The following is a 21366-nucleotide window of genomic DNA, read 5'->3' as shown; positions in this document are numbered from 1 at the left end:
AGTCTCCGTTTTTCTGGCTGGAAATGTTCGATGTCTTGGCACTGCCCAGACCCGCCACTGCGGTGGGTTGCTGATTGCTACTCCGGCAATGGAATGTGCTCGTCGCGGTCGTTGATCGGCAGGTCGAACCGCCCTTCGCCCCACTTCTGCGCTCGCCAGTCCGCCTTGGCGGCTTCGATGCGTTCCTGGGACGAGGCGACAAAGTTCCACCAAATATAGCGGGGACCAGGTAGGGTGGCGCCGCCCAGGATCATCAGGCGAGCACCAGTTTCGCCGGCAGCGACGGTGATCCGGTCGCCCGGTCGGAAAACCATCATCTGGGACGCTTGAAACTCTTGACCGGCGATCGAGATCGAGCCCTGGACGATATAAATTCCGCGATCTTCATGCTCGTCGGGCATCGGCATCCGGCTTCCCGGCTCAAGGAGCACATCGGCATAAAAGGTCTCCGAGAGCATTTTGGCCGGCGCTAGCTCGCCATACGCACGACCAAGGATCAGCCGGACCGAGACACCGCTGTCCTCGATGTGGGGAAGCGCCTCCTTGCCGTGGTGCTCGAATGTGGGTGCCATTTCTTCATAACGGTCAGGCAGGGCGAGCCAGGTTTGTATCCCAAAGAGGCTGTTTGGCCCGCTCCGTGCTGCCGCACTGGTTCGCTCCGAGTGGGAAACCCCACGTCCGGCAACCATCCAGTTCAACTCACCAGGATGAATTATCTGGTCGGCGCCCGTGCTATCGCGGTGATGAAAATCGCCGCGATACAGGTAAGTGACGGTGCCGAGGCCCACATGCGGGTGCGGGCGAACATCGATGCCCTGACCCGTAAGCAATTCGGCCGGTCCTGCTTGGTCAAAAAAGATGAATGGACCAACCATCTGCCGCTTGGGCGCTGGCAAGGCACGTCGCACCTCAAAACCTCCGATGTCGCGGGAGCGCGGGATGATAAGGGTTTCGATTGCGTCGACAGAGACCCGATCGGGGCAGCCCGGTTCGAGTGCTGGGTTCCAGCTCATATTAGTAATACTCTCCTTCGAGCCTGTCACAGGCGAGGTGATATGGGGGGATTCCTATTGCGCAGTCGTGGGCGTCACTAGACCTGCGATCGGTTCAGCTGTGTCGCGAAAATCGGCACGTGCCATCGCGGACACTGTCCGGGCTTGGACCTATTCTCCGGTAACGAAATCCGACGCACCTGGCCGCAGCGCCTCCTCTCCAAGGAGCGGCAGATCAAGCCGTAGTTGCACCCGGGTTCCAACCTCTAACTCGTGCTGCTCGAGACTTGCCGGAAGGTTTGCCGCGATGGACTGGATGAGTTGCCTCCCCGTTCCGGCGCCTGACGCCACCGGACTGTTGCCAAAGCCGAACCCGTCATCTTCGACGCTCACCAGGAGTGACGCAGGATGCTCGAGTGTGACGCTTATTCTGACATCGCCAACTGCATCAGGGGGGTAAGCGTACTTCAGTGAATTGCACACCAGCTCGCTGATAATCATGGCGAGCTGGATGACTTGAACCTTGGGCAAAGCAATCGCCACACAAGATAATCGTACAGCGTCCCGTGAAGATGGCTCCGTCCAAGCATCACGAAGCGCCTCGACCAGCCTTTCCAGAAACTCGTCTAGCTTAAGGCTTTCATTCGACCCGCTATGCGCAAGGAGCCGATGCAGCGTCCCGACGGCAGTCAAGCGCTGATATGCATCGACAAGCGCGGCTCGGGCCAACTCGTCGCTCACCGAGCGAACTTGCCTCTGGAGCGTCGCCACCAAAAGCTGCAGCGAATTGGCAATTCGGTGGTTGGCGTCGGCGTAGCTTAGAACCAATTGAGCGAACACGGCTTCCGCCCCATCGTGTAGTCGCGCTTGTTCGTAACTTGTCATTTGGGTTTCCCGGAAAAAGGCCTCACGGGCCTCAGAAAGCCGCCGGCGGCTCCGCGGTCCTCATCTTCTCGACCGCGGAGTTGTAGGGGTGGCCTCAATCAGCCCGGCGCAAGGGAGGCAGCCGTCCCAAGCCGTTTGTCCGGCGGTGTCCGGACTCTCACTTGGCCGTATAAACCAAGATCGCCCCGGGATTTTCAGGTGTCTCGGACACCCCTCCCTGAGGATCCACAACACCGCCGCTCAAGTCGGTGGCGAGATAGATCGTGCCGCCGTCATCGGAGATCTCGAGATCCCGCAAACGGTTTGCACCCAGATAGTAGCGCGTGAACCCGTCCTCCTCGGCGGCTGGGTTGATGCTGTAGATGGAGCCGTGCTTCAGCGTTGTGCTCATCAACCGCCCGCTGAGCTCCGGCACTCTATCCTGCTCATAGAGGGTGATGGAGGACGGCCCAACACTTGGGCGGCAAAGATAAGCAAAGTCCTCGCATCCCGGCAGCGGCTCGCTCACGGTGAACATCGTGGCGATGGGCATCACGTAGTTTTCTGGCGCCTGCCACTCGGATTCCGCCTGCTGCGGCACAACGTCAGGCGCTCCCTGTGAGGGGCCGATCGGATCAAGGCCGCCGCAGGGCTCAGATGCTTGTCCCCATTGGGCATAAAGGTAGAAGTTGTCATCCTGCTGCCCAGCGATGTGGGGCCAGCCATAGTTGCCGCCCGCCTTGATGATGTTGATCTCATCGTCCGAATCCGGACCGTGCTCGTTGGCGTAGAGCGTCCCATCTGCTGCAAAAGAGAGACCCTGCGGATTGCGGTGGCCGTAGCTGTACACATGGCTGCGCACATCATCGATCTCAGGGTTATCCTCCGGAATGCTGCCGTCGAGATTCATGCGGAGCACCTTGCCCTGATAGGCGTAGTGATCTTCCGCCGCGAGCTGGGCTGCTGTGGGCAGGGTCTGGGACTCGATAGGCCGGCACCAATTGATCAGCTGATTGTGGCCCTGATCGCCGACCGTCAGATAGATCATTCCATCAGGACCGACCTGCATCCGCCCTGAGTTGTGGTCGTTGCTGGACGGAATTCCGGTCAAGATGTCCGTTGGGTTGGAAAGCGTGCCGGTTGTCGCGTCGTAATCGAAACGGACCACCTTGTTGAACAGCCGATGGAACGGAGCTTTCTCGTCCAACTGCGTCGGGTCGGTGCGTTCAGCATCCTGGTAGGTGTGGTACACAAATACCTGGTCGGTCCCGTTGCCGAACTCGGGGTGGAATGCAAACCCCATCACTCCGGTCTGGCCCTGGATAACCTCAGCCACCTCGAACACTTCGGGCACGTTGAACGCGTAGGCTGTTTTGGTCGTGCCGTCCTCCAAGTTAATCCGGGTGATCTTCCCGGCTGTCCGTTCGGTCACCCAAAGCCAGCCGTCTGCCCCGAGCCTTATTTCGAAGGGGTTGCCCAAGCCCTCGGCAAGCACCGCCTTGGCAAAGGGGAACTCGGCGACCGTGACATCCTCGGGGGATTGCTGTGCGGCAGCAGGCCCAAGTGCCACGACCGCCAAAGCAGTCGAAAGATAGAGCGATTTCCAGAGTTTCATTTGAATGCCTTCTTGAGGGGACGAAGTTAATTGTCGCCACATAAAGCTATCGGCTGCCGGAGCCGGAAGCGTCGCTGCCCTTGCCGCAAACGCGCCAATCTTGCGGCTCCAGTGTCAGGAAAATTCCATCGAGCGAACTGGATCGCGAACCGCTCGGCGGTAGTCGGTCGGGCTCATGTGGCGATGCTTGACGAACACTCGAGCAAGTACCTGGTTGGACGAGTACCCAACCTCCAGCGCGATCTCGGTGACCGGAAGGTCCGTCATCTCGAGGAGTTCGCAAGCCCTCTCCATCCTCAGTCGCGTTAGGTAGACCCGTGGCGGAACACCCAGGCTCTACTTGAACATGCGGGCGAAATGAAACGATGAGAGCCGGACCTCGGCTGCGAGTTCGTCGAGGCTGATGTCTTCCGAGAGCCGTGCCCGCACCAGCTCCAGCGAACGTCGTTGCGCCCATGGAGTGAGGCCACCCCTTATGGGCGCGAACGGTTCCCCGCCTAACCGGTAAAGCTGCGCCAGGATCTCGCAGCCCGCGGCTTGCGCCAGCAAACGCGACGGCGCGCCCTCTTCATCACACAACGCCCAAAGTTGCTGGAGCGCTGATCGGATGTCGGCGACTCGAACGATCCGTGGTGGAGATCTAGATTTTCGAAGGAGAACTGGCCGTGGGCTGCTTCCTCGAGCACCCCCTGCCATCACGTTATGGGAAACGACAAGCTACGGAGGCGATGGCTGGTCTCGACTAAGACCTTATTGGCAAAGTTTGGCGCAGCGAGGAAGAAACTACCCTTTACGCTTGTCACATCGAAAGCTCCGCCGCCAAGGTCGCCGCTAACCTCGATTCCCGCCGGTCAGGTCCTGATAAAGGACGAGATCCGGCACGGCGGTGTCAGACATATCTCCCGGCGGCTGAGCAGCTTCAAGCATACTGAGGAGTCCGCCTGCGCCTCGCCCCCCTCGGCCAACTTTGGAGAAGTTCTCAAGGAGGGTGCGCGGCGGGGCTGCCCGGCTTGTGCGAGCCAAGCAGCCTGTGCAAATTCACTCATCGTCGCTTTCAATCAGCGACTGAGGCGTGCCGTGCGTGAGCCGCTGCGGCCGCGGAATGGGTGGGACGCCCGCATTGAGCTCGGTTCCGACCACCTGCGTTTCCGTGAGAGGACGCAGACTATCCTCGTCTACCAGCAGCAAGCTGTGACCGCTTGTATTCCTAACCTCAACGCGTAGTACCCCGTCCCCCCACTGCTCCACTGCCGTCGCCTTGATACCGCGCGCGGATAGGGTGGCGATGATCGACGCGACAGGGCGACCATTGATCTCATTGTCATCTGCCAGGCTCTGTGCCGACAGTGCAGGAGAAGTGAGCAGCAAAGCCAGAGCAGTGCTGGCGGTTATCTTGAGCGACATCGAATTTCCTTTGTGTTTGGTGTGGCCCTCATCCGGGGCGGCGTTCCGCAGGCGCTTCTGCTCCACACGAGAGCACGACCTGCTTCCAGGTGCCGTTTCTAAGCGCTAGCGGAATCTGCCGCGTCGTAAGAACTGCTGTTTAAGTGCCGATCTTGCGGGTCATCATGGTCGCGCCACCGATCGGGCACCGGCAGCTGACCGCTAGCGCCATGCTTGCGATATCGCAGGGCACAGCTCCGTTCCGCCGGCAAGAGGGCCGCCAGCGCCGGCCGACCGAAATCCTGTGGCGATGCCGGGCGAATACTACATCAGCCTAGGCTTCAACCAGGCGACAAGGCAGGGCGCTGGCGACTGGTGGGCTGACTAACGCCTGCGAGTCCGCAAGATCGGCACTTAAGCAGCACATTCTGCGCCGCACGACCCGGTCGTGACACTAACATCCTCATCCTAAGCTGCGCCGCTCTCGTATCGAGCGGAACTTGTGCACAGGGACCACGCGGGTCGCTGGCATATATCAACCAAGCCAAGAGGAAGGATTACCTGCAATGGCAACCATAACAGCGGGCGACGGTACCACTATCTTCTACAAGGATTGGGGACCGGAAGATGCCCAGCCCGTGATGTTTCACCACGGCTGGCCGCTTAGCGCCGATGACTGGGACAGTCAGATGCTGTTCTTTCTGTCTCATGGCTATCGGGTGATAGCTCATGACCGTCGTGGTCATGGCCGATCCGATCAGACCGATGCTGGCAACGACATGGATACCTACGCCTCCGACGTGGCGTTGATCGCCCAAACTCTGGATCTGCGCCACGCTATCCACATCGGGCATTCGACAGGTGGAGGCGAGGTCGCGCGTTATGCCGCCCGCGCGGAGCCCGGCCGCATCGGCGGCGCTGTCCTGATCGGCGCTGTGCCGCCTGTCATGGTCCAGTCGAGCACCAATCCAGGTGGTATTCCCATGCAGGTGTTCGACGAGTTCCGCGCGGCCCTTTCCAGGAACCGCGCCCAGTTCTACCTGGATGTACCGAGTGGACCTTTTTACGGTTTTAACCGCGACGGCGTCGAGGTCAATCAAGGGCTCATCGACAATTGGTGGCGCCAAGCTATGAGCGGTGGCGCCAAGGCGCATTTCGACTGTATCGCCGCGTTTTCCGAGACGGATTTCACCGAGGATCTGAAGGCCATCTCCGTCCCGGTCCTGTTTCTGCACGGTGAGGATGATCAGATCGTTCCGTTCGAAAACTCGACTAAGAAAGCAATAAAGTTGGTCCGCAACACTACCTTGAAAACATACCCCGGCCTGTCTCACGGCCTGTTTGCCACCCATCCTGAGCTAGTCAACGCCGATCTGCTCGCGTTTATTCGCGACCTCTAAGTACATAACCAACGACCTCATGGTTCTGTGCCGCCACGGGCGGACCGCCCTCCAGCTTGATCACCCACGAAGCAGGTGGGGAAGTGGCCAAACTGCTGTGCGTCGTGCGGCGCAGCCTTCATCGGTCTTCGTGAGGATATGAGGCTTAGAGCCCCCATTCCGGAGCTGAAGAGTTATCGCCCATCCATACCCGCCATGACGTACCGCCGTCACCTCGGACGATCAGCAGATCGGTCTGGATAGATCCCAGCTTAACCGCAGCAACCTCCTACTTCACGACAATGCCGTAATGTCGGCTTTCAGGCCGCGGTACGAAGAGCGTGAACGGCAGCAACGGGGTCGGCACCTGCCGGACGGCAGAGCGCCCCATTTCTGCCGTTCCCTCATCGTCTCCAGCTTCCTGTAAGCTGCCATTCGACATTTGCCGTAATAAGATTACTAGGCGCATGTATCCAGGTGAGCGCTTGCGAGATACCTACCGCCGCGCTCCCGTGGCACAGCGGCAACCCAAGCCGCCTATGCGCAACGGAGCGTCGTATATTGGCCTTGGGCAATGCGGATCAGGTTGACGTTTCGCGGGCAGCGCTTGATATCTTTTTCATGATGATCGCCCGGGCAACGACGGGAATTGGCGGGAGAACTGCACTTCTGAGTGCGCGCGAATACTCGTGCTGAGGAGTGCCAAGCACCGTCTTTGCGTCGCCTCCCTCTAACACCTCTCCCTTGTGCATGATGATGACGCGGTCAGAGATATAGAAGGCGGTCGAGAGATCATGGGTGATGTAGATGATTGAGACGCCCAGGTTGTCCCGCAGGTCGCGAAACAGATTGACGATGGACATCCGCAGCGAGGCATCAACCATTGAAACCGGCTCGTCAGCCACGATGAGCTTGGGGCCCGGAATAAGGGCGCGTGCCACGGCAATGCGCTGGAGCTGGCCGCCCGACAATTCATGTGAATAACGGCCGCGCACCTCCGCCAGCGACAGCCCTACGTGATGCAGGGACTTGTCGACTGCAGCTTCGATTGACGCTTTGTCCCGTAAATTCAGGAAGCGCTTGGCGGTCGAGTACAGGTAATAGTCCAGTGTTGTCAGCGGATTGAACGCTTCGAACGGGTTTTGAAATATTGGCTGCGCCCGGGCCATGAATTTGAGATGATCCGCCCTGCTTCGAATAGCAGCAATGTCCTGGCCCATAAACCGCAGGGTACCGCTCGTGGGCGTTTCATTTCCGAGGATCATGCGCGCAGTTGTGGTCTTGCCCGAGCCGGACTCCCCCACAATCGTGAAGATCTCTGGTTTCTCATCATCGAGGGTGAAACTGATGTCCTTGACTGCGTGCAAGACAGCGCGGTCGAACAGGCCGCCGACGGCGTAGTCCTTGTTGATGTGTTCAAGCTGCAATAGCGCGCTCATGCCGCCTTCACCTCGCCGGCTCGCCAGCAGGCGACTCTGCCACTGCCGCGCGCATCTAAAGGCGGGCTGTGCGTCACGCACTTCTCGATCGCCAAAGGGCAACGTGGATGAAACCGGCACCCGCTTGGTGGATCCGACAAATTCGGCGGCTTGCCCGGAAGGGCCTGGCGTTTGCGAAGATCGCCGATGCGCGGCAAACTCGAGATCAAGTGCGCCGTGTAGGGGTGCTGCGGGCGCTCGAACACGTCCGTGGTGGGCCCCTCCTCTACCAGCCGCCCCGCATAAACAATGCCGATCCGGTCAGCGATTGCGGCATGCACCGTCATGTCGTGAGTGACGAAGATGATCGAAGAGCCGAGACGTTGTTGCACGTCCTTGATCAAGGCCAGTACGTCTTGCTGCACCAACACGTCCAATGCCGTTGTTGGCTCATCAGCGATAATGAACTCAGGCTCGCATACGGTGGCAAGGGCGATGGTCAGGCGCTGGCGCATGCCGCCCGACAATTGGTGGGGATATGACTCCAGCACGCGCGGATCGAGCCCGATACGGGCCAAATGGCTCTCCACGCGGTCCCGGAACTGCGATTCCGACAAGCCCATGTGCTTGTAAGCGAAGTCATGAAAGGAGTGTTTGACCCTTCGTACGGGGTTCAAGACGTTCATTGAACCCTGCATGATGTAGCTGAGATGGCGCCAGCGGGCCTGCTTCATAGCGCCAGGATCGCCATAGACATCTAATGTCTTGCCGCCGAAGTCGAACTTCACCGAACCTTCTACGACACGCAAGGGCGGGGTGATGGCTCCCGCTATGGTCTTGATCAGCGAGGACTTGCCGGACGAGGATTCCCCGGCAATGCCATAGATCTCGTTGCGGTTGATGGTGAGAGTTATGTCGTCCACGGCGCGCACTTCGCGTTGCACGCCGAAATAGTTCATCTGGTAGTAGGCCTTGAGGCCTTTCACCTCCAGCACGGGCCGGGTCTTGGCTCCCACTGGCGTGGCGAGTGTGTCGAGCATGATCAGGCTCCCATTCGACTGAGCCGACTGCGCGGGTCAATGTACTCATTGACCGAGATCGCGAGGAGGAACAGCCCGAGAAACAAAAGAACGATGGCGATGATCGGGAAAGCGATCCACCACCAGATGCCGGCGATTATTGCCTGGTGCTGGTTGGCCCAGTAGATCATCCCACCAACGGTGGGGCGGTTGATGTCGGAAAAGCCGAGCACCGAGAGCGTCACCTCAAGGCCGATAGCCCAGATAAGGTTGTTCATCGCGGTAAAGAAAATGACTGGCATGACATAGGGAAGATGCTGGCGCACCAGGATCTGGGGCACGCTCATGCCCGCAAAGACCGCGTGGCGGGTGAACTCCCGATTGCGCAGGCTGAGCGTTACCGACCGGATCAGGCGCGCATCATAGTTCCAGCCCAGGAGCGCAGCTGTCAGCGCCAGGATGGGCCAGCTCATGCTGTCGCGCATGACGAAATAGACGAGCAGCAGAATGGGAATGTTGGGCAGCGCGATTAGGGTGTCGTTGATGGTCATCAGGAACGCATCCCAGCGGCCGCCAAGATAGCCGGACAACATGCCGACGGCCAAAGCGATCAACCGGCTGATAATGGTCACCGTAAGGCCAAAGGTCATGGTGTTCCAGATGGCCGAACTCATCTGCCAAAGGACGTCCTGACCGCGGGACGTCGTGCCCAACCAGTACTCGGCAGATGGCGGCATGTCGGGCGGCAGGAGATAAATTGCATCGTCCGGCAGCGGCGCCCAAAAGTGGGCAAGCGCGAAGAGAAAGACGGCGAGCGTCAACACGAAGCCGATGGCAAATTCTCTGTTGTAGCGCAGCAGGCCGAGTAGGATCTTGAACATGGTCAGCCCAATCTCACGCGCGGATCGATCAAGGGATAAACAAGGTCGATCACCAGAACAGCGATCGCCACGGCAACGATCGACATGGTGGTGACGCCCAGCACCAGCGAATAGTCGCCGCGATAAATGCCCTGAATCAGCAAACGGCCCACCCCGGGATAATTGAACAAGAACTCGGTGATGACGGCGCCGCCAAAAACGTTGCCAAGGCTGAGCGCGAGGCCGGTGACCTGGGGCAGCAGGGCATTGCGCGCCACATATTGGGAGAAGATCTTGCCGGAGGAAACGCCGCCCAGTTCGGCATAGACCACATGGTCATCGGTCACGATGTTGGACACGAGCGAGCGCATCGAGATGAACCAGCTGCCAACGCCGACCAGCACCAGGGTCAAGGCGGGCAAGGTTCCGTGTAAAACAAGCGAGCGGAAATAATCGAGGGTGAAACCGGGCTGCAAGTTCATTTGCGAGCCGCCCGAGATCGGCAGTACCGGCCAGATGAAGCCGAAGATCATCAGGAGAACGAGGCCGACAATGTATGCCGGCACCGGATGAAGGGCCATTACGGCCGCGCCGGACAGACGCAGAAAGAGGTTGGTTCGGAAGTATCCCGCCAGCGCGCCGAGGAAATTGCCCAACGTCCAGGAGATGAGCAGCGCCAGTGTCAGCATGCCGATCGTCCAAGGCAGCGCCGCCGCAATCAGGGACATGACTGGCGTAGGAAACGCCGACAGCGACGGGCCAAAATCGCCTCGCAGCACGCGGCCCCAAAAGCCGATATATTGCTCAAGAAAGCTGCCCTGGAGGCCATATAGCTCGGCCAGCGCTTCGCGCATCAAGGCGACCGCGCGTGGATCGGTGGCTCCGAAATTGGTCATCAGGGCCACCGATTGTTCCACCGGATCGACCGGGGACAAATTGGTGATGAGAAAGGCCAGCGAGACACCCAGAAAGATCACAAGGAAAAACTGGAAGAGGCGCCGGACCAGATATTTGGCAAATCCGTCCATAGAAGATCCGCTTTTTAGGAAGTGGAATGGACGGAGCTCCGAGGCCCCGTCCAAGCGTGCACATTACTGGACGGCGGTGGCGGCGGCAGGATTGGCTTCGAGCTTAACAATCATGTAGCGCAGGTTCGACCAGTTCGGGCCCGATGCGGCGTAGGGGTTGGCCGCGCTGGGGTAACCAGTCCAGTAAGTCGTGTCGAACGGTGCGAACTTGTTGTAGGCCATGAGCGGGATGAACGGCATCTCCTCGACGGCGAGCTTGAGATAATCCTGGCCTAGCTGTACCACCTGTGGATCGTCAAAGCCGACCGTTCGATTGGCTTCGATGATGGCGTCAAGCCGCTCGTCCTGCCAGCGCTGCAGATTGCGCGGTGGCTGCACCTTGCCCGGCTCCACGATGAAGTCGGAATGGAAGCTTTCAAGGAAGAAGCTCAGGTCGGGGTGGCCACCCCAGGTCTCGACAGTCCAGTACACCGCGGCCTGGAAGTCACCCCCGCCCAGCCGCTGGCCGTTGGTGGGGCCAGCCACGTCGATGCTGGTCTGGATGCCTTCCATGGACCATTGCTGGGCAATGATCGTTCCGGCACGGGCCAAGGTCGGGACCGCGTCACCTTCCACCATCAGCTTGATGGTGAATGGTGTACCGTCGGGCTTAATCCACTGGTTGCCGCTCTTGGTGAAGCCGGCCTTCTGCAGCAGTTCGGCTGCGGCAGCCTTGTCCTGCTTCCACCAGCCATAGCCGAACATGGCGTTGAGCTGGGCAGGGTCGGACGGAATGTCCTCGCCCCATTGCGGCCTGACAAGAGCCGCGATCTGCTCGGCCGTAGTGGGATCATAGGGCTTGATGGTCCTTGTGCCGGTATTGAGCTCGAAATTGGTCAGCCAATCCTGCATCGGTCCATAGTAGTCCGTAATAGCCGAACCGGTTGGCGGCGTAGAAAGAGCCGCCAGGTTTGCCGCACCGCGATAGGAGCCCATGGCGACGGCGCGGATGTCGATCAGCATGGCGAGCGCCCAGCGCACGTCCTTGTTGTTGAATGGTTCCACCTGGTGGTTGAACAGCACGGAAGGCAGCGTCGGATCGGGATGAGCGAAGGGGAAGCCGGGGAACCAGGTTGCGGTTGATTCCGGGGCCTGCTTGGCGATGGTGAACATGCCCTCAGGGGCGATGTCGTTGATGACATCTAGATTGTGGTTCATCTGCTCGATCACGCGCGCATCCGGATTGCCGGCATTGCGATACACCACATATTTCACGTCAGGCGCCGCATCGAGCTCCATGCCGATCGAGGTGCGCTGCCAGTCCTCGCGCAGCTTCCAGATCGCCCAATTGCCGGCTGAATCATAGCTGTGGAGCACATAGGCCGAGAGCGACACGGGCGGATTGCCCGCAAACGCCAGGGGATCCTCGACAGCCTCGAACACATGCTTGGGCATGATCCACGCCGCGTTCCAGCGTACGGTGAAGAGAGTATGGAACCGCGAGTTGGATTGCTTGAGGTTGAACACCACCGTATTGCGATCCGGCACATCGACACTGGCTACGTTGATGGTGAACGGCGCGCTCCAGTTCATGCCAGGATGGGCGATCTGGGTATCGACTGTAAACTTGACGTCCTCGGCGGTAAACTCGACGCCATCGCTCCAGAAGATGCCCTCCTTGAGCTTAACGGTCATCTGAGTGAAATCGTCATTATAGACCGGGCGATCAGCGGCAAGGGCATTGGTCCACGCCGAATCTCCCGTTCCTTCGGGATTGATCCACCAGAGCGTGTCGGCGGTCAGCTGCTGAACGCCATTGGTCGTGGAGCCGCCACCGGGCGCCCACAAATTGAACCACTCAGCGTTCTGCGCCGCCGGACCCTGGATAATGAGTGCTTCGTTGCGGGGGATGCCCGCGATAAAGTCTTGGGCAACTGCAGGCACCACCGACGCGGCGATCACCAGTGCAGCTGCCGCCAGCTTCTTGAGCAGCATGGTCTTTCCTCCTTGAGCCCGCATGTGCGGGCAGCGACCGATCCGCCTGGATGACGTCGACCGTCGCCTCCCTAGTAAGGCCCGCTGTCGCAACCTCCCGCGACACAGCCCCGCTTCTTTATCGACAATATTTAGGGCAAGAGCAATAAGATTATCGATAAAAGCTGAGACAGCTCGCACCCAAGGGCGGCGCAAGTGGAGAAAAGCGCAGCTCCGACGAACATATTATTGACAAAGCTGACATCGCCGTTAGGCTTATCACCAGAGTTCCCACGAGGAAAGTGGGCCCTAATTCACAGCAGAACGGGTGGAGAAAAATCCAGATGACAGCGACTTATGACGTCCGCATAGAGGTTGATGCGGGCGTGGGCCGCGGCGCCTACAAGCCTTTGTGGAGCTGGTTCGGTTATGACGAACCCAATTACACCTACACGGACAATGGCAAAAAGCTGCTGCGTGAGCTGACCGAACTCAGCTCGCAACCACCCCATATCCGCACGCACAATCTGCTGACCTCAGGCGATGGCAAATACGCTCTCAAATGGGGTTCCACCAATGCCTACACCGAAGATGCAGATCGCAATCCGGTCTATGACTGGACAGTCATGGACAAGATTTTCGACGCCTATGTCGAAGCTGGCAATGTCCCTCTGATCCAGGTCGGCTTCACCCCCGAGGCCCTGTCCGACGATCCCGGCCCCTATCGGCACTCCTGGTCGCTCGAAGATCGCTATGCAACGATTATGACTGGCTGGGCCGCACCGCCTAACGATTTGGGGAAGTGGAGCGATCTCGTTTACGCCTGGGCGAGGCACCTCGCCGATCGCTATGGGGAAGACAAGGTCAAGAGCTGGCCATGGGAAGTCTGGAACGAGCCAGATGGGCACTACTGGACCGGCACGGTGCGCCAGTTCTGCGACATGTATGCAGCCACGGCTAAAGCCATCAAATCCGCCCTGCCCGGCGCCCGCGTTGGCGGGCCGCACACCTGTGGCGCCTTCAACAATCCCAAGGCGCAGGCGTTTTTGCGTGAATTCCTCCAATACGTCGTCGATAACGGGACCCCCATCGACTTCATCGCCTTCCATGCTAAGGGCAATCCGGTGATCTGGAAGGATCATGTGCGCATGGGCCTGCACAAGCAGTTGCGCGACATCGAAAGCAATCTGGCCATTGTCAATGAATTTCCATCCTTGCGGCACCTGCCGACCGTGATCGGGGAGTCCGATCCTGAGGGCTGCGCCGCCTGCTCCGCCCGCGTGCACCCGCAGAACGGCTATCGCAATGGTCCGCTCTACGGCGCCTATGTGGTGGAAAGCATGATCCGGACGTATGAATTGTCCCAGCGCGCCGGCATCGAAATCGAAGGCGCGGTGACCTGGGCGTTCCTTTTTGAGGAGCAGCCCTGGTTCGATGGCTTCCGTGACCTGGCGACCAACGGCGTCGACAAACCCGTACTCAACGCTTTCCGCATGCTGGGTAAACTCAAAGGCGAATGGGTCGAGGCCAGAAGCGATCATGCCGTCGACATTACCGCTATCATGGAGCACGGCATCCGCGACAAGCCCGATGTCAACGCCGTTGCAACCCGGGACGAAACGGGCGTGAGCGTGCTGGCCTGGAACTACCATGACGACGACAATGTGGAGGATGGCGCCGCCAACGTCACCATCAGCCTTGCCGGCCTAAAGCCGGGCAATCACGCCATGACGCACTACCGCATGGACGAGGATCACTCCAATTCCTACGGCGTGTGGAAGGCCATGGGTTCGCCGCAGGACGTTTCGGGCGAAGACTTCAAGAAGCTCGAAGCTGCCGGCCAACTGGCTATTCTTGAGACTGGCACGGTCGACGCCAGCGACGGAACGGCGACAATGACAACCGCCCTACCCCGCCAGGGCGTTTCGCTCATCCGCATCGACTACTGATGCGCTGGCTGACCGCATTCCGCTCCCTTGGGTGCGGTCAGCTCCCGACTAGGTCAATATAGCGCCGCTTGGACGGCTGGAGATGATCGACGCACAACTGCGCCAGAAGCCAGTTGTCGCGCCCAGAGAGCATGTCGATCATCAGCTTGTGCTGGCTATGCGATATGTCGAGCGAGGCGCGTTCGGCCATGGAGTTGGCACGCACCGGCAGGCTGTAACGCATATATAGCTCGATAGTCTGCACCAGGTATTTATTGCCACATGCGCCGAACAAGGTCAGGTGGAACCGGTCATTGGTTTCGTGCACGCCGCGCAGATAGCTGCTTTCAATGTGCTTGCCATGCTCCTCATGGATCGCGAGGAGCTGATCGATCAGGGATTGCGGCGCAGGAAGCGGGATCATTAAGGCGGCCTGCCGCTGCACCAGCTCACGCACTTCGTAGATCTGCCGCACTTCGTCGGGCGTTAGCGAGCGCACCATAGCGCCCTTGTTGCGCTCGCGGATCACCACGCCCATCTGCTCGAGCTGCATCAGGGCCTGCCGCACGAAATGGCGGGTCACGGGGAAGCGTGCCAGGAGCGAGTCCTCGGTCAAGCGCGCGCCTGGGGCGAGCCGCCCGAAGATGATGTCTTCTTCTAGCGCCCGCACGATCTTGACGTCGTCCAGCTCCGTGTCCCGGATGTGCTCGTTCATGGCATTGGGTCTCGAACTTCGTTGGGATCCTGATTATCAGGAAACCGGGGCAGGTTGAAATCCGCTGATCCGGTAGGCTGCTTCTACCAACCGCAGGGTCTGCAGATTGTCAGTTGCAGAGGTTTCGAACGGCGCACCGGCACTGAGCCGGCGGGCAAAATGCGCAATGGCACTGTCATAGGCTTGCTGATAGCTCTCGCCGGGATCAAACGCCATCTCCCGGGGCTCTGGGCCTGCAAGCCGTAGCGTTGCACCCGCAAGATGGATTTCGCCGCTCGCGCCTTTAATCCACAACTGGTCGGTCGGCGCAGGCGGCGCCCCCTGGACGGCGAGATTGCCCGACACCTTGAGCGGCACGCCGTCGGCCCAGCGTGACAAATCCAAGGCGGCACTGTCCTCGCCAAGGATCTCATTATTGCTCCGCCCCAACCGGGCAGCACGCAGATCGAACTCGCCAAACAGGAAGCGCAGTGTATCGAGGTGATGGATCAGCACTTCCATCACAAGCAGGCGCTGCTCGCGCCGGAAGAATGGCTGCCGCACGAGAGCGGGGCGCAGGCCATCTTCGCCCGCAATCATCCCGCTGGAATGGAATTCAAGACGTATGGCTTGGACTTGACCCAGCACGCCTTCGTCGAGCCATCGTTTCAGCTCGCGATAATAGGGCCGGAAGCGCCAGTTCTCGTGCACCATGAAGGGTACATGACCGTCGATCTCCCGCACCAGCGCCTCGGCCTCCGCAAAATCCACCCCAAGCGGCTTCTGACAAAGCATCGGCAGACCACGGGCCGCACCGGCCCGAACATGCTGGGCATGCAAATGGCGCGGAGAAGCAATGTCCAGCGCATCCAGTTCTGCCCAGTCGAGCATTTCCTCAATGCTGGCGTAGCGTTGTGGAATGGCAAAATCGTTGGCCCGTCGCCCCAGCGCCTCCGCGTCAGGATCGCAGATCGCTAGCACCTGGATCTCGGGCAGCCGCAACCATGCCGGCAAATGATATTGGGTGACCCACCCTGCCCCCACGATCCCAACACGCATGCCGCAAGCCTTTTTTGTCAATAATAGCGCCCATTTTCTTTATCGCAGATTGGCAGGTTCACACAATCATGGATTAGCACATGCTTGCATATTCTGTGTTACACCGCAGCTTGCCATCATTCACATTATTGACAATGCAAGCTGACGCTGTAGGAATAGCTGGCGTCGCGATGTTCGGCGACGGGGAGGATTTCGTGACGCGCGGGCTTCGCAGACGTTTGACGAGCTATGGCGACCAGGACTTTTCCTTGTTCCTGCGTAAGGCCTTCATCAAGGCGATGGGGTATTCGGACGACGCCCTAGACCGCCCCATCGTGGGCATCACCAACACCTATTCGGACTATAATCCGTGTCACGGCAACGTGCCGCAACTGATTGAAGCGGCCAAGCGCGGCGTCATGCTGGCCGGGGGCATGCCCATGGTGTTTCCTACCATGTCCATCCACGAAAGCTTTGCCGCGCCCACCTCCATGTTCCTGCGCAATCTAATGGCCATGGAAACCGAGGAAATGGTGCGCGCGCAGCCGATGGACTCGGTGATCCTGATCGGCGGTTGCGACAAGACCATTCCTGCCCAGGTCATGGCGGCCGCCAGCAGCGAAGTGCCTGCCATTGTCCTGCCGACCGGGCCGATGGACACCGGTAACCACCGCGGCGAGCGCCTTGGCGCCTGCACCGATTGCCGGCGTTTGTGGGCGCAATATCGGGCCGACCAGATCAGCGAAACCGAGATCGGCAAGATCAATGGCAAGCTGGCTAGTTCAGTGGGCACCTGCACCGTCATGGGCACGGCATCCACCATGGCCGCCATGATGGAAGCCATGGGCCTGGCGCTGCCCATGTCCGGATCGGCTCCCGCGACATCGGCCGAGCGTGTTCGCCTCGCCGAAGAAACCGGCCGCGCTGCCGTGGCGATGGTTGAAACGGGCCTCACAACTGCTGAAGTTCTATCTCCCGCAGCCCTCCGCAATGGCCTAGTGACCCTCCAGGCCTTGGGCGGATCCACCAATGCCGTCGTGCACCTCGCTGCCATCTATGGACGTCTGGGGCGCAAGCTCGACATGGCTGAGTTCGACCAGATCGGGCGGCAAGTGCCGGTCCTGGTCGATCTCAAGCCCACAGGGCAAGGCTACATGGGCGAGTTCCACGCCGCAGGCGGCGTGCCGCGCCTCTTGTCCGAATTGACCGATCTTCTCGATTTGACCGCCCCGCGCGCCTTTGGCGGAACGATTGGCGACAGCGTCGAGGCACTCCCCTCGCGCCACGAAGACCAGATCATCCGCGCGCGCAGCAATCCTATCTCGCAATCGGGCTCCATTGCCGTCCTCACCGGCAATCTGGCGCCCCGCGGCGCCGTGATCAAACATGCCGCGGCCGATCCCAAGCTGCAGGTCCACGAAGGCCGCGCCGTGGTGTTCGATTCGGTCCAGGACATGACCGAGCGGCTTGACGATCCCAGCCTCGGCATCACGTCCGACGACATTTTGGTGTTGCGCAATGCTGGCCCCAAGGGCGCTCCCGGCATGCCGGAAGCCGGCTACATGCCCATTCCGCGCCACCTTGCCCGCCAGGGCGTCAAGGACATGGTGCGCATTTCCGACGCCCGCATGAGCGGCACCGCCTTTGGCACAATTGTCCTCCATATCACGCCGGAGTCAGCAGACGGCGGCCCCCTTGGCGCCGTTCGCACGGGCGATCGCATCAAGCTCGATGTGCCCAATCGCACGCTGGATCTACTTGTCGGCGCCGCCGAGTTGGCCGGGCGCATGGCAGCGATCGGAAGCCCTGCCCCAGCCCCCGAGCGCGGCTACGCCCAACTCTATGATCGCCACGTCACCCAGGCCGATGACGGGCTCGATTTCGACTTCCTGATGGCTGCGCCCCATGAATGAATTGCGTGACGCCCAGCTCTGCCTGCCGCCACAACCCTTGCGCAATCCCGCTGGCATTCGCCTGCCCCAGGGCACCTGCGACAGCCACTTCCACGTCTTTGCCCCCAACGCGCCCCTAGCCAATCCCCGCAGCTACACGCCGCAGATGGAAACGGTAGCAGGCTGGCGAGCCATAGCCGACAGTTTTGGTATCGAGCGCGGCGTCCTGGTCCAGCCCAGCGTCTATGGGCTCGACAACAACGTCCTTCTTGCCTCCCTCGCTGAACACCCCTACCGCCTGCGCGGCATAGTGGTTATCCCGGGCACCACACCCATCAGTGAAATTGCCCGATTGGACCAGTTGGGCGTCCGCGGCTTGCGCATCAACCTCCGCAACAAGTCTGGCATAGGCCTTGATGCCTTGGAAGAACTCGCGTTACGCATCAAGCCCTTCGGCTGGCATATCCAGTTCCAGGTCGGCCCAGACGCCATCGGCACGATAGCCGAACTGTGCCAGCGCTTCGAAATCAACGGCGTCATCGATCATCTCGCCTTCATGCCGCTTGACCCCCAGGGCCAGGCCGTCACCGATATGCAGCGCGCACTCGACAGTGGCCGGGTCTGGTCCAAGATTTCAGCGCCCTATCGCCTTACTGGTGACGGCTACGCCGCTGTTGTCGGCATCCTCGGTCAAAGTCATGGCGACAAGCTCCTATGGGGCAGCGACTGGCCCCATACCGAACTCTTCCACAACGTGCCGCAGGAAGACGATCTCGTCGCCCTCAGTCTTGCCGCGGTTCCTACGGAAATACGCGATCTGGTCTTCGCCCAGACAGCCAAAACCCTTTACTGGTCCCACTAACCCTATCTGAACGGAATAGCCTCATGTCCCTTCTCACCGAAAACGCTAAAGGCGTCTACATCATTGCCGTAACGCCCTTTACCGACGAGGGTGCGGTGGATTGGGACAGCGTTGATCGCATGGTCGACTTCTACGAGGAAAAGGGCGTCACTGGCATGACGATCCTTGGTCAGCTCGGCGAGGCACCCAAGCTGACCTCCCAGGAGTCGCGCGACATCGCCCAGTGAGTGCTCCAGCGGGTTTCCGGCAGGATGCCGATTGTTGTAGGCGTTTCGGCGCCGGGCCTTGCTCCCATGCGTGAACTCGCGGATTCCGTGATGGACATGGGCGCCGCTGGCGTCATGGTCGCCCCGCCCTGGACCACCAAGACCGACGATCAGGCCTATGCCTTTTATGCCTCGGTGGGTGAAGCCGTGGGCAAAACGCCCTGGGTGCTCCAGGATTATCCCTCACCACCAACGTGACCATCGCGCCCAAGGTGATCGATCGCATCATCCGTGACGTGCCAACCTGCGTCATGCTCAAGCATGAAGATTGGCCGGGGCTCGGCAAGATCACTGCCCTTCGTGCCTCGAGCGACAAGGGCGAAACGCGCTTCATGACGGACTACGAATACGACCTTGCCTTTAGCTTCACTTTTCAGGACGAAGGCGTCGCCACCCAGCTGAACGACCTGCTGGCGCCGAAGATGAAAACCTTCATCTATTACGATCGCCAGAAGGAACTTGCCGGCACGGACGGGCAGGAAACCTTCAGCGCCGTCTATGGCGCCAAGGCGCGCTGCGTTGCCATCTTCTACCGGCCGGAATGGGGCACCACGCGCTGGACCCGCGTCGAGATGGACGCGATCAAGCACCGCTACCTTGCTGTGGCAACCATGGTGGCATGACCGGGTTGTCGAGTTCTCGGAGGCGCTGGAGGCCGCCGTGGCAGCCTTGAAACCGTCGATCCCCCAGATCGCTTTCCAGGAGTCGCAAGGCTACCGGATCGTCCAGGGACTCTATCCGACGAACATGATCGCGAACTTCCGCACTCGCTACGCGAACGCCCTCGACGAAGCCAATATGGAAATCAAGCTCTACAAGGGCTTTCCCGACATTCCCGGCTATCGAGGCTCGATCAGCCAGGCCAGCACGCTTATAAGCATGAAGCTGCAGTATCGGCTCGTCGGGCCCGGTAGGATGGCCTACGTTACGGCTGACGCCAAGGCCCTGGAATTCACCCCGACGCAGCTCGCCGAGGTGGCGTTAAAGTTCTACATGGACGTGGCAGAAATGCAGAAGGCCTAGAGGCCGTAGCCGGTTCTTAATGGGCGAAGCCGAAACATTTGTCCGCTTTGGACCCGGCTCAGCCACCGTCCCATTTGGACGTCGAACGCCCGCTCTGGATAGACGACCACTAAGCTGTCGGTCCGGAGGCAGCCCAAACTCGTCACCGGCCACTTAGGTGGCCAGTGTCTGCTTTTGACCGCTTCGAATAAAAGCGGACAGACTGCTGTCGGCCCCTACCCTGCCCTTCGATATAGCCACCTGTAGTCAGTTTCGGAGCCATTACGGCGACCCTTCGATTGTTGGTTCTGGATTGCCCCTCCAGACCAAGCGGCAGCGGGCACTGCGATCTGGGCGTGAATGGCAAAATCATCATCCTCGCCAGACAAGCGGCTTCAACACAGCCGCCGTCCTCACCAGTTGGATGATCTTGGGAAAAGCCTCTGTGACGACCGGCCAACCGTCCAACGCCGATCACAACCCCGCGTGCACGGCCTGGAGATAGTACCGGGCCCGCAACATTTGGAGGATTCCGCCTTTGAGCATGGAGTCGATTGGGCTCATCCCAGCACGGTGCCTTTGTTGTGCAATCCGGGCCAACGATCCACCATGTCATGGGCGATCAACAGATGAAGCCCCTTGTAGATGCCGAGCATTGCGGAGACCCGGGTGACTTGATCCTGGCTGAGGGGCTTGTCCTTACCCTCCTGCTGCATGCGCTCCCAGGTGCCCCTTTGACACGTCGAGAAGCGCCGCGGCCTGCAGAGCCGTACGCCCCCATTGTTCAATCAGCCGCTTGAAGGCTTTCAGAGCAACCCTCGGCAGCCTGGCGCGATTAAACTCGCTCGAAATTCTGCCGGACCATTGCCGCAGGTATTGGAAAAGATCGATCTCGAGCGTTGCACGCCTCGCTCAGTGGAGACCTCTCCACCAAACAACCTCAGGCGTTTCGGCAGATATCAATACGGGAATGCCGTTGCCCTCAATCCCCCGCAGGCTTCTGATAAGGTGCCCATGCTCGTGGAACACCCGGCGCTTAGTAGGAAGCTCAGAGTGTCAATAAGGCACATTAATCTTGTTACTTTCTTTTTTCCGGGCGATGCTTCTGCACTAGTATTTTCAGTGAGTGAAGCGATGCCGAAGGACAAACAACTGCCAATCTCCAGATTCGCG

20 protein-coding genes and 1 pseudogene are annotated in these 21366 nt (G+C 59.9%); 7 read left to right on the top strand and 14 right to left on the bottom strand.

Annotation, left to right across the window (positions count from 1 at the left end; translation table 11 throughout):
* Window positions 1–77: 77 nt before the first annotated feature.
* From AC3YOG_RS20235 to AC3YOG_RS20210, 6 genes are all read right to left on the bottom strand, one after another.
* Window positions 78–1013 carry a pirin family protein gene (locus AC3YOG_RS20235; RefSeq protein ID WP_172125199.1) on the bottom strand — a complete coding sequence of 312 codons (936 nt, stop codon included), beginning with the start codon at window positions 1011–1013 and terminating at the stop codon, window positions 78–80.
* Window positions 1014–1163: 150 nt separating this feature from the next.
* The gene (locus tag AC3YOG_RS20230; protein ID WP_489936410.1) at window positions 1164–1877 is read right to left on the bottom strand and encodes a sensor histidine kinase; all 714 of its coding nucleotides are present in this window, start codon (window positions 1875–1877) and stop codon (window positions 1164–1166) included.
* A 157-nt stretch (window positions 1878–2034) separates the two neighbouring features.
* Window positions 2035–3471, bottom strand: a complete 1437-nt coding sequence (locus tag AC3YOG_RS20225; RefSeq protein ID WP_172125203.1) for a glucose/sorbosone family PQQ-dependent dehydrogenase — start codon at window positions 3469–3471, stop codon at window positions 2035–2037.
* 114 nt (window positions 3472–3585) lie between these two features.
* Window positions 3586–3804 carry a helix-turn-helix domain-containing protein gene (locus AC3YOG_RS20220; protein WP_489936424.1) on the bottom strand — a complete coding sequence of 73 codons (219 nt, stop codon included), beginning with the start codon at window positions 3802–3804 and terminating at the stop codon, window positions 3586–3588.
* 3 nt (window positions 3805–3807) lie between these two features.
* Window positions 3808–4050: a hypothetical protein gene (locus AC3YOG_RS20215; protein WP_489936409.1), complete on the bottom strand. Its 243-nt coding sequence runs from the start codon at window positions 4048–4050 to the stop codon at window positions 3808–3810.
* A 459-nt stretch (window positions 4051–4509) separates the two neighbouring features.
* Entirely contained in the window at window positions 4510–4875 is a 366-nt protein-coding gene (locus AC3YOG_RS20210) for a hypothetical protein (protein ID WP_172125205.1), read from the bottom strand.
* Window positions 4876–5420: 545 nt separating this feature from the next.
* Here AC3YOG_RS20210 and AC3YOG_RS20205 point away from each other — a divergent pair.
* Entirely contained in the window at window positions 5421–6254 is an 834-nt protein-coding gene (locus AC3YOG_RS20205) for an alpha/beta fold hydrolase (RefSeq protein WP_489936408.1), read from the top strand.
* 560 nt (window positions 6255–6814) lie between these two features.
* Here AC3YOG_RS20205 and AC3YOG_RS20200 read toward each other — a convergent pair.
* From AC3YOG_RS20200 to AC3YOG_RS20180, 5 genes are all read right to left on the bottom strand, one after another.
* The gene (locus AC3YOG_RS20200) at window positions 6815–7672 is read right to left on the bottom strand and encodes an ABC transporter ATP-binding protein (protein ID WP_489936407.1); all 858 of its coding nucleotides are present in this window, start codon (window positions 7670–7672) and stop codon (window positions 6815–6817) included.
* Window positions 7669–8691 carry an ABC transporter ATP-binding protein gene (locus tag AC3YOG_RS20195; protein ID WP_489936406.1) on the bottom strand — a complete coding sequence of 341 codons (1023 nt, stop codon included), beginning with the start codon at window positions 8689–8691 and terminating at the stop codon, window positions 7669–7671. Before AC3YOG_RS20195 ends, AC3YOG_RS20200 begins: the two co-directional genes overlap by 4 nt.
* A gap of 2 nt (window positions 8692–8693) precedes the next feature.
* A complete protein-coding gene (locus AC3YOG_RS20190) occupies window positions 8694–9551 on the bottom strand; it encodes an ABC transporter permease (RefSeq protein ID WP_489936405.1) in 858 nt (285 codons plus the stop codon).
* 2 nt (window positions 9552–9553) lie between these two features.
* Window positions 9554–10558 (bottom strand): ABC transporter permease, encoded by a 1005-nt coding sequence (locus AC3YOG_RS20185; RefSeq protein WP_489936404.1) that lies wholly within the window; start codon window positions 10556–10558, stop codon window positions 9554–9556.
* 63 nt (window positions 10559–10621) lie between these two features.
* Window positions 10622–12532: an ABC transporter substrate-binding protein gene (locus tag AC3YOG_RS20180; protein WP_489936403.1), complete on the bottom strand. Its 1911-nt coding sequence runs from the start codon at window positions 12530–12532 to the stop codon at window positions 10622–10624.
* 323 nt (window positions 12533–12855) lie between these two features.
* Between AC3YOG_RS20180 and AC3YOG_RS20175 the strand changes: the two genes are divergently transcribed.
* Window positions 12856–14460: a GH39 family glycosyl hydrolase gene (locus AC3YOG_RS20175; protein ID WP_489936402.1), complete on the top strand. Its 1605-nt coding sequence runs from the start codon at window positions 12856–12858 to the stop codon at window positions 14458–14460.
* 37 nt (window positions 14461–14497) lie between these two features.
* On the opposite strand, the gene AC3YOG_RS20170 is transcribed toward AC3YOG_RS20175, so the two are convergent.
* Window positions 14498–15154, bottom strand: coding sequence for a GntR family transcriptional regulator (locus AC3YOG_RS20170; RefSeq protein WP_489936401.1), 657 nt, complete (start codon window positions 15152–15154; stop codon window positions 14498–14500).
* 36 nt (window positions 15155–15190) lie between these two features.
* Window positions 15191–16192 carry a Gfo/Idh/MocA family protein gene (locus tag AC3YOG_RS20165; protein ID WP_489936400.1) on the bottom strand — a complete coding sequence of 334 codons (1002 nt, stop codon included), beginning with the start codon at window positions 16190–16192 and terminating at the stop codon, window positions 15191–15193.
* A gap of 194 nt (window positions 16193–16386) precedes the next feature.
* Between AC3YOG_RS20165 and AC3YOG_RS20160 the strand changes: the two genes are divergently transcribed.
* The 4 genes and pseudogenes from AC3YOG_RS20160 to AC3YOG_RS20145 all read left to right on the top strand — a co-directional run bounded on the left by AC3YOG_RS20160 (window position 16387) and on the right by AC3YOG_RS20145 (window position 20214).
* Entirely contained in the window at window positions 16387–18084 is a 1698-nt protein-coding gene (locus AC3YOG_RS20160) for an IlvD/Edd family dehydratase (RefSeq protein WP_489936423.1), read from the top strand.
* Complete coding sequence (locus AC3YOG_RS20155) at window positions 18077–18925, top strand: amidohydrolase family protein (RefSeq protein WP_489936399.1); 849 nt, start codon at window positions 18077–18079, stop codon at window positions 18923–18925. The genes AC3YOG_RS20160 and AC3YOG_RS20155 overlap by 8 nt, the downstream gene beginning before the upstream one ends.
* A 23-nt stretch (window positions 18926–18948) precedes the next feature.
* A pseudogene (locus AC3YOG_RS20150) lies at window positions 18949–19520 on the top strand (dihydrodipicolinate synthase family protein); the annotation flags it as partial.
* A 268-nt stretch (window positions 19521–19788) separates the two neighbouring features.
* Window positions 19789–20214, top strand: a complete 426-nt coding sequence (locus AC3YOG_RS20145) for a hypothetical protein (protein ID WP_489936398.1) — start codon at window positions 19789–19791, stop codon at window positions 20212–20214.
* A gap of 539 nt (window positions 20215–20753) precedes the next feature.
* Here the strand turns inward: AC3YOG_RS20145 and AC3YOG_RS20140 are convergent.
* Window positions 20754–20909 carry a hypothetical protein gene (locus tag AC3YOG_RS20140; RefSeq protein WP_489936397.1) on the bottom strand — a complete coding sequence of 52 codons (156 nt, stop codon included), beginning with the start codon at window positions 20907–20909 and terminating at the stop codon, window positions 20754–20756.
* 64 nt (window positions 20910–20973) lie between these two features.
* On the opposite strand from AC3YOG_RS20140, the gene AC3YOG_RS20135 reads away from it, so the two are divergent.
* Window positions 20974–21366, top strand: a 393-nt coding sequence (locus AC3YOG_RS20135; RefSeq protein ID WP_489936396.1) for a hypothetical protein, incomplete at its 3' end; no start/stop codon positions are given.

It is taken from the genome of Devosia sp. Z6_126 (assembly GCF_058133495.1).
This window is presented reverse-complemented; position numbering and strand designations above follow the sequence as displayed.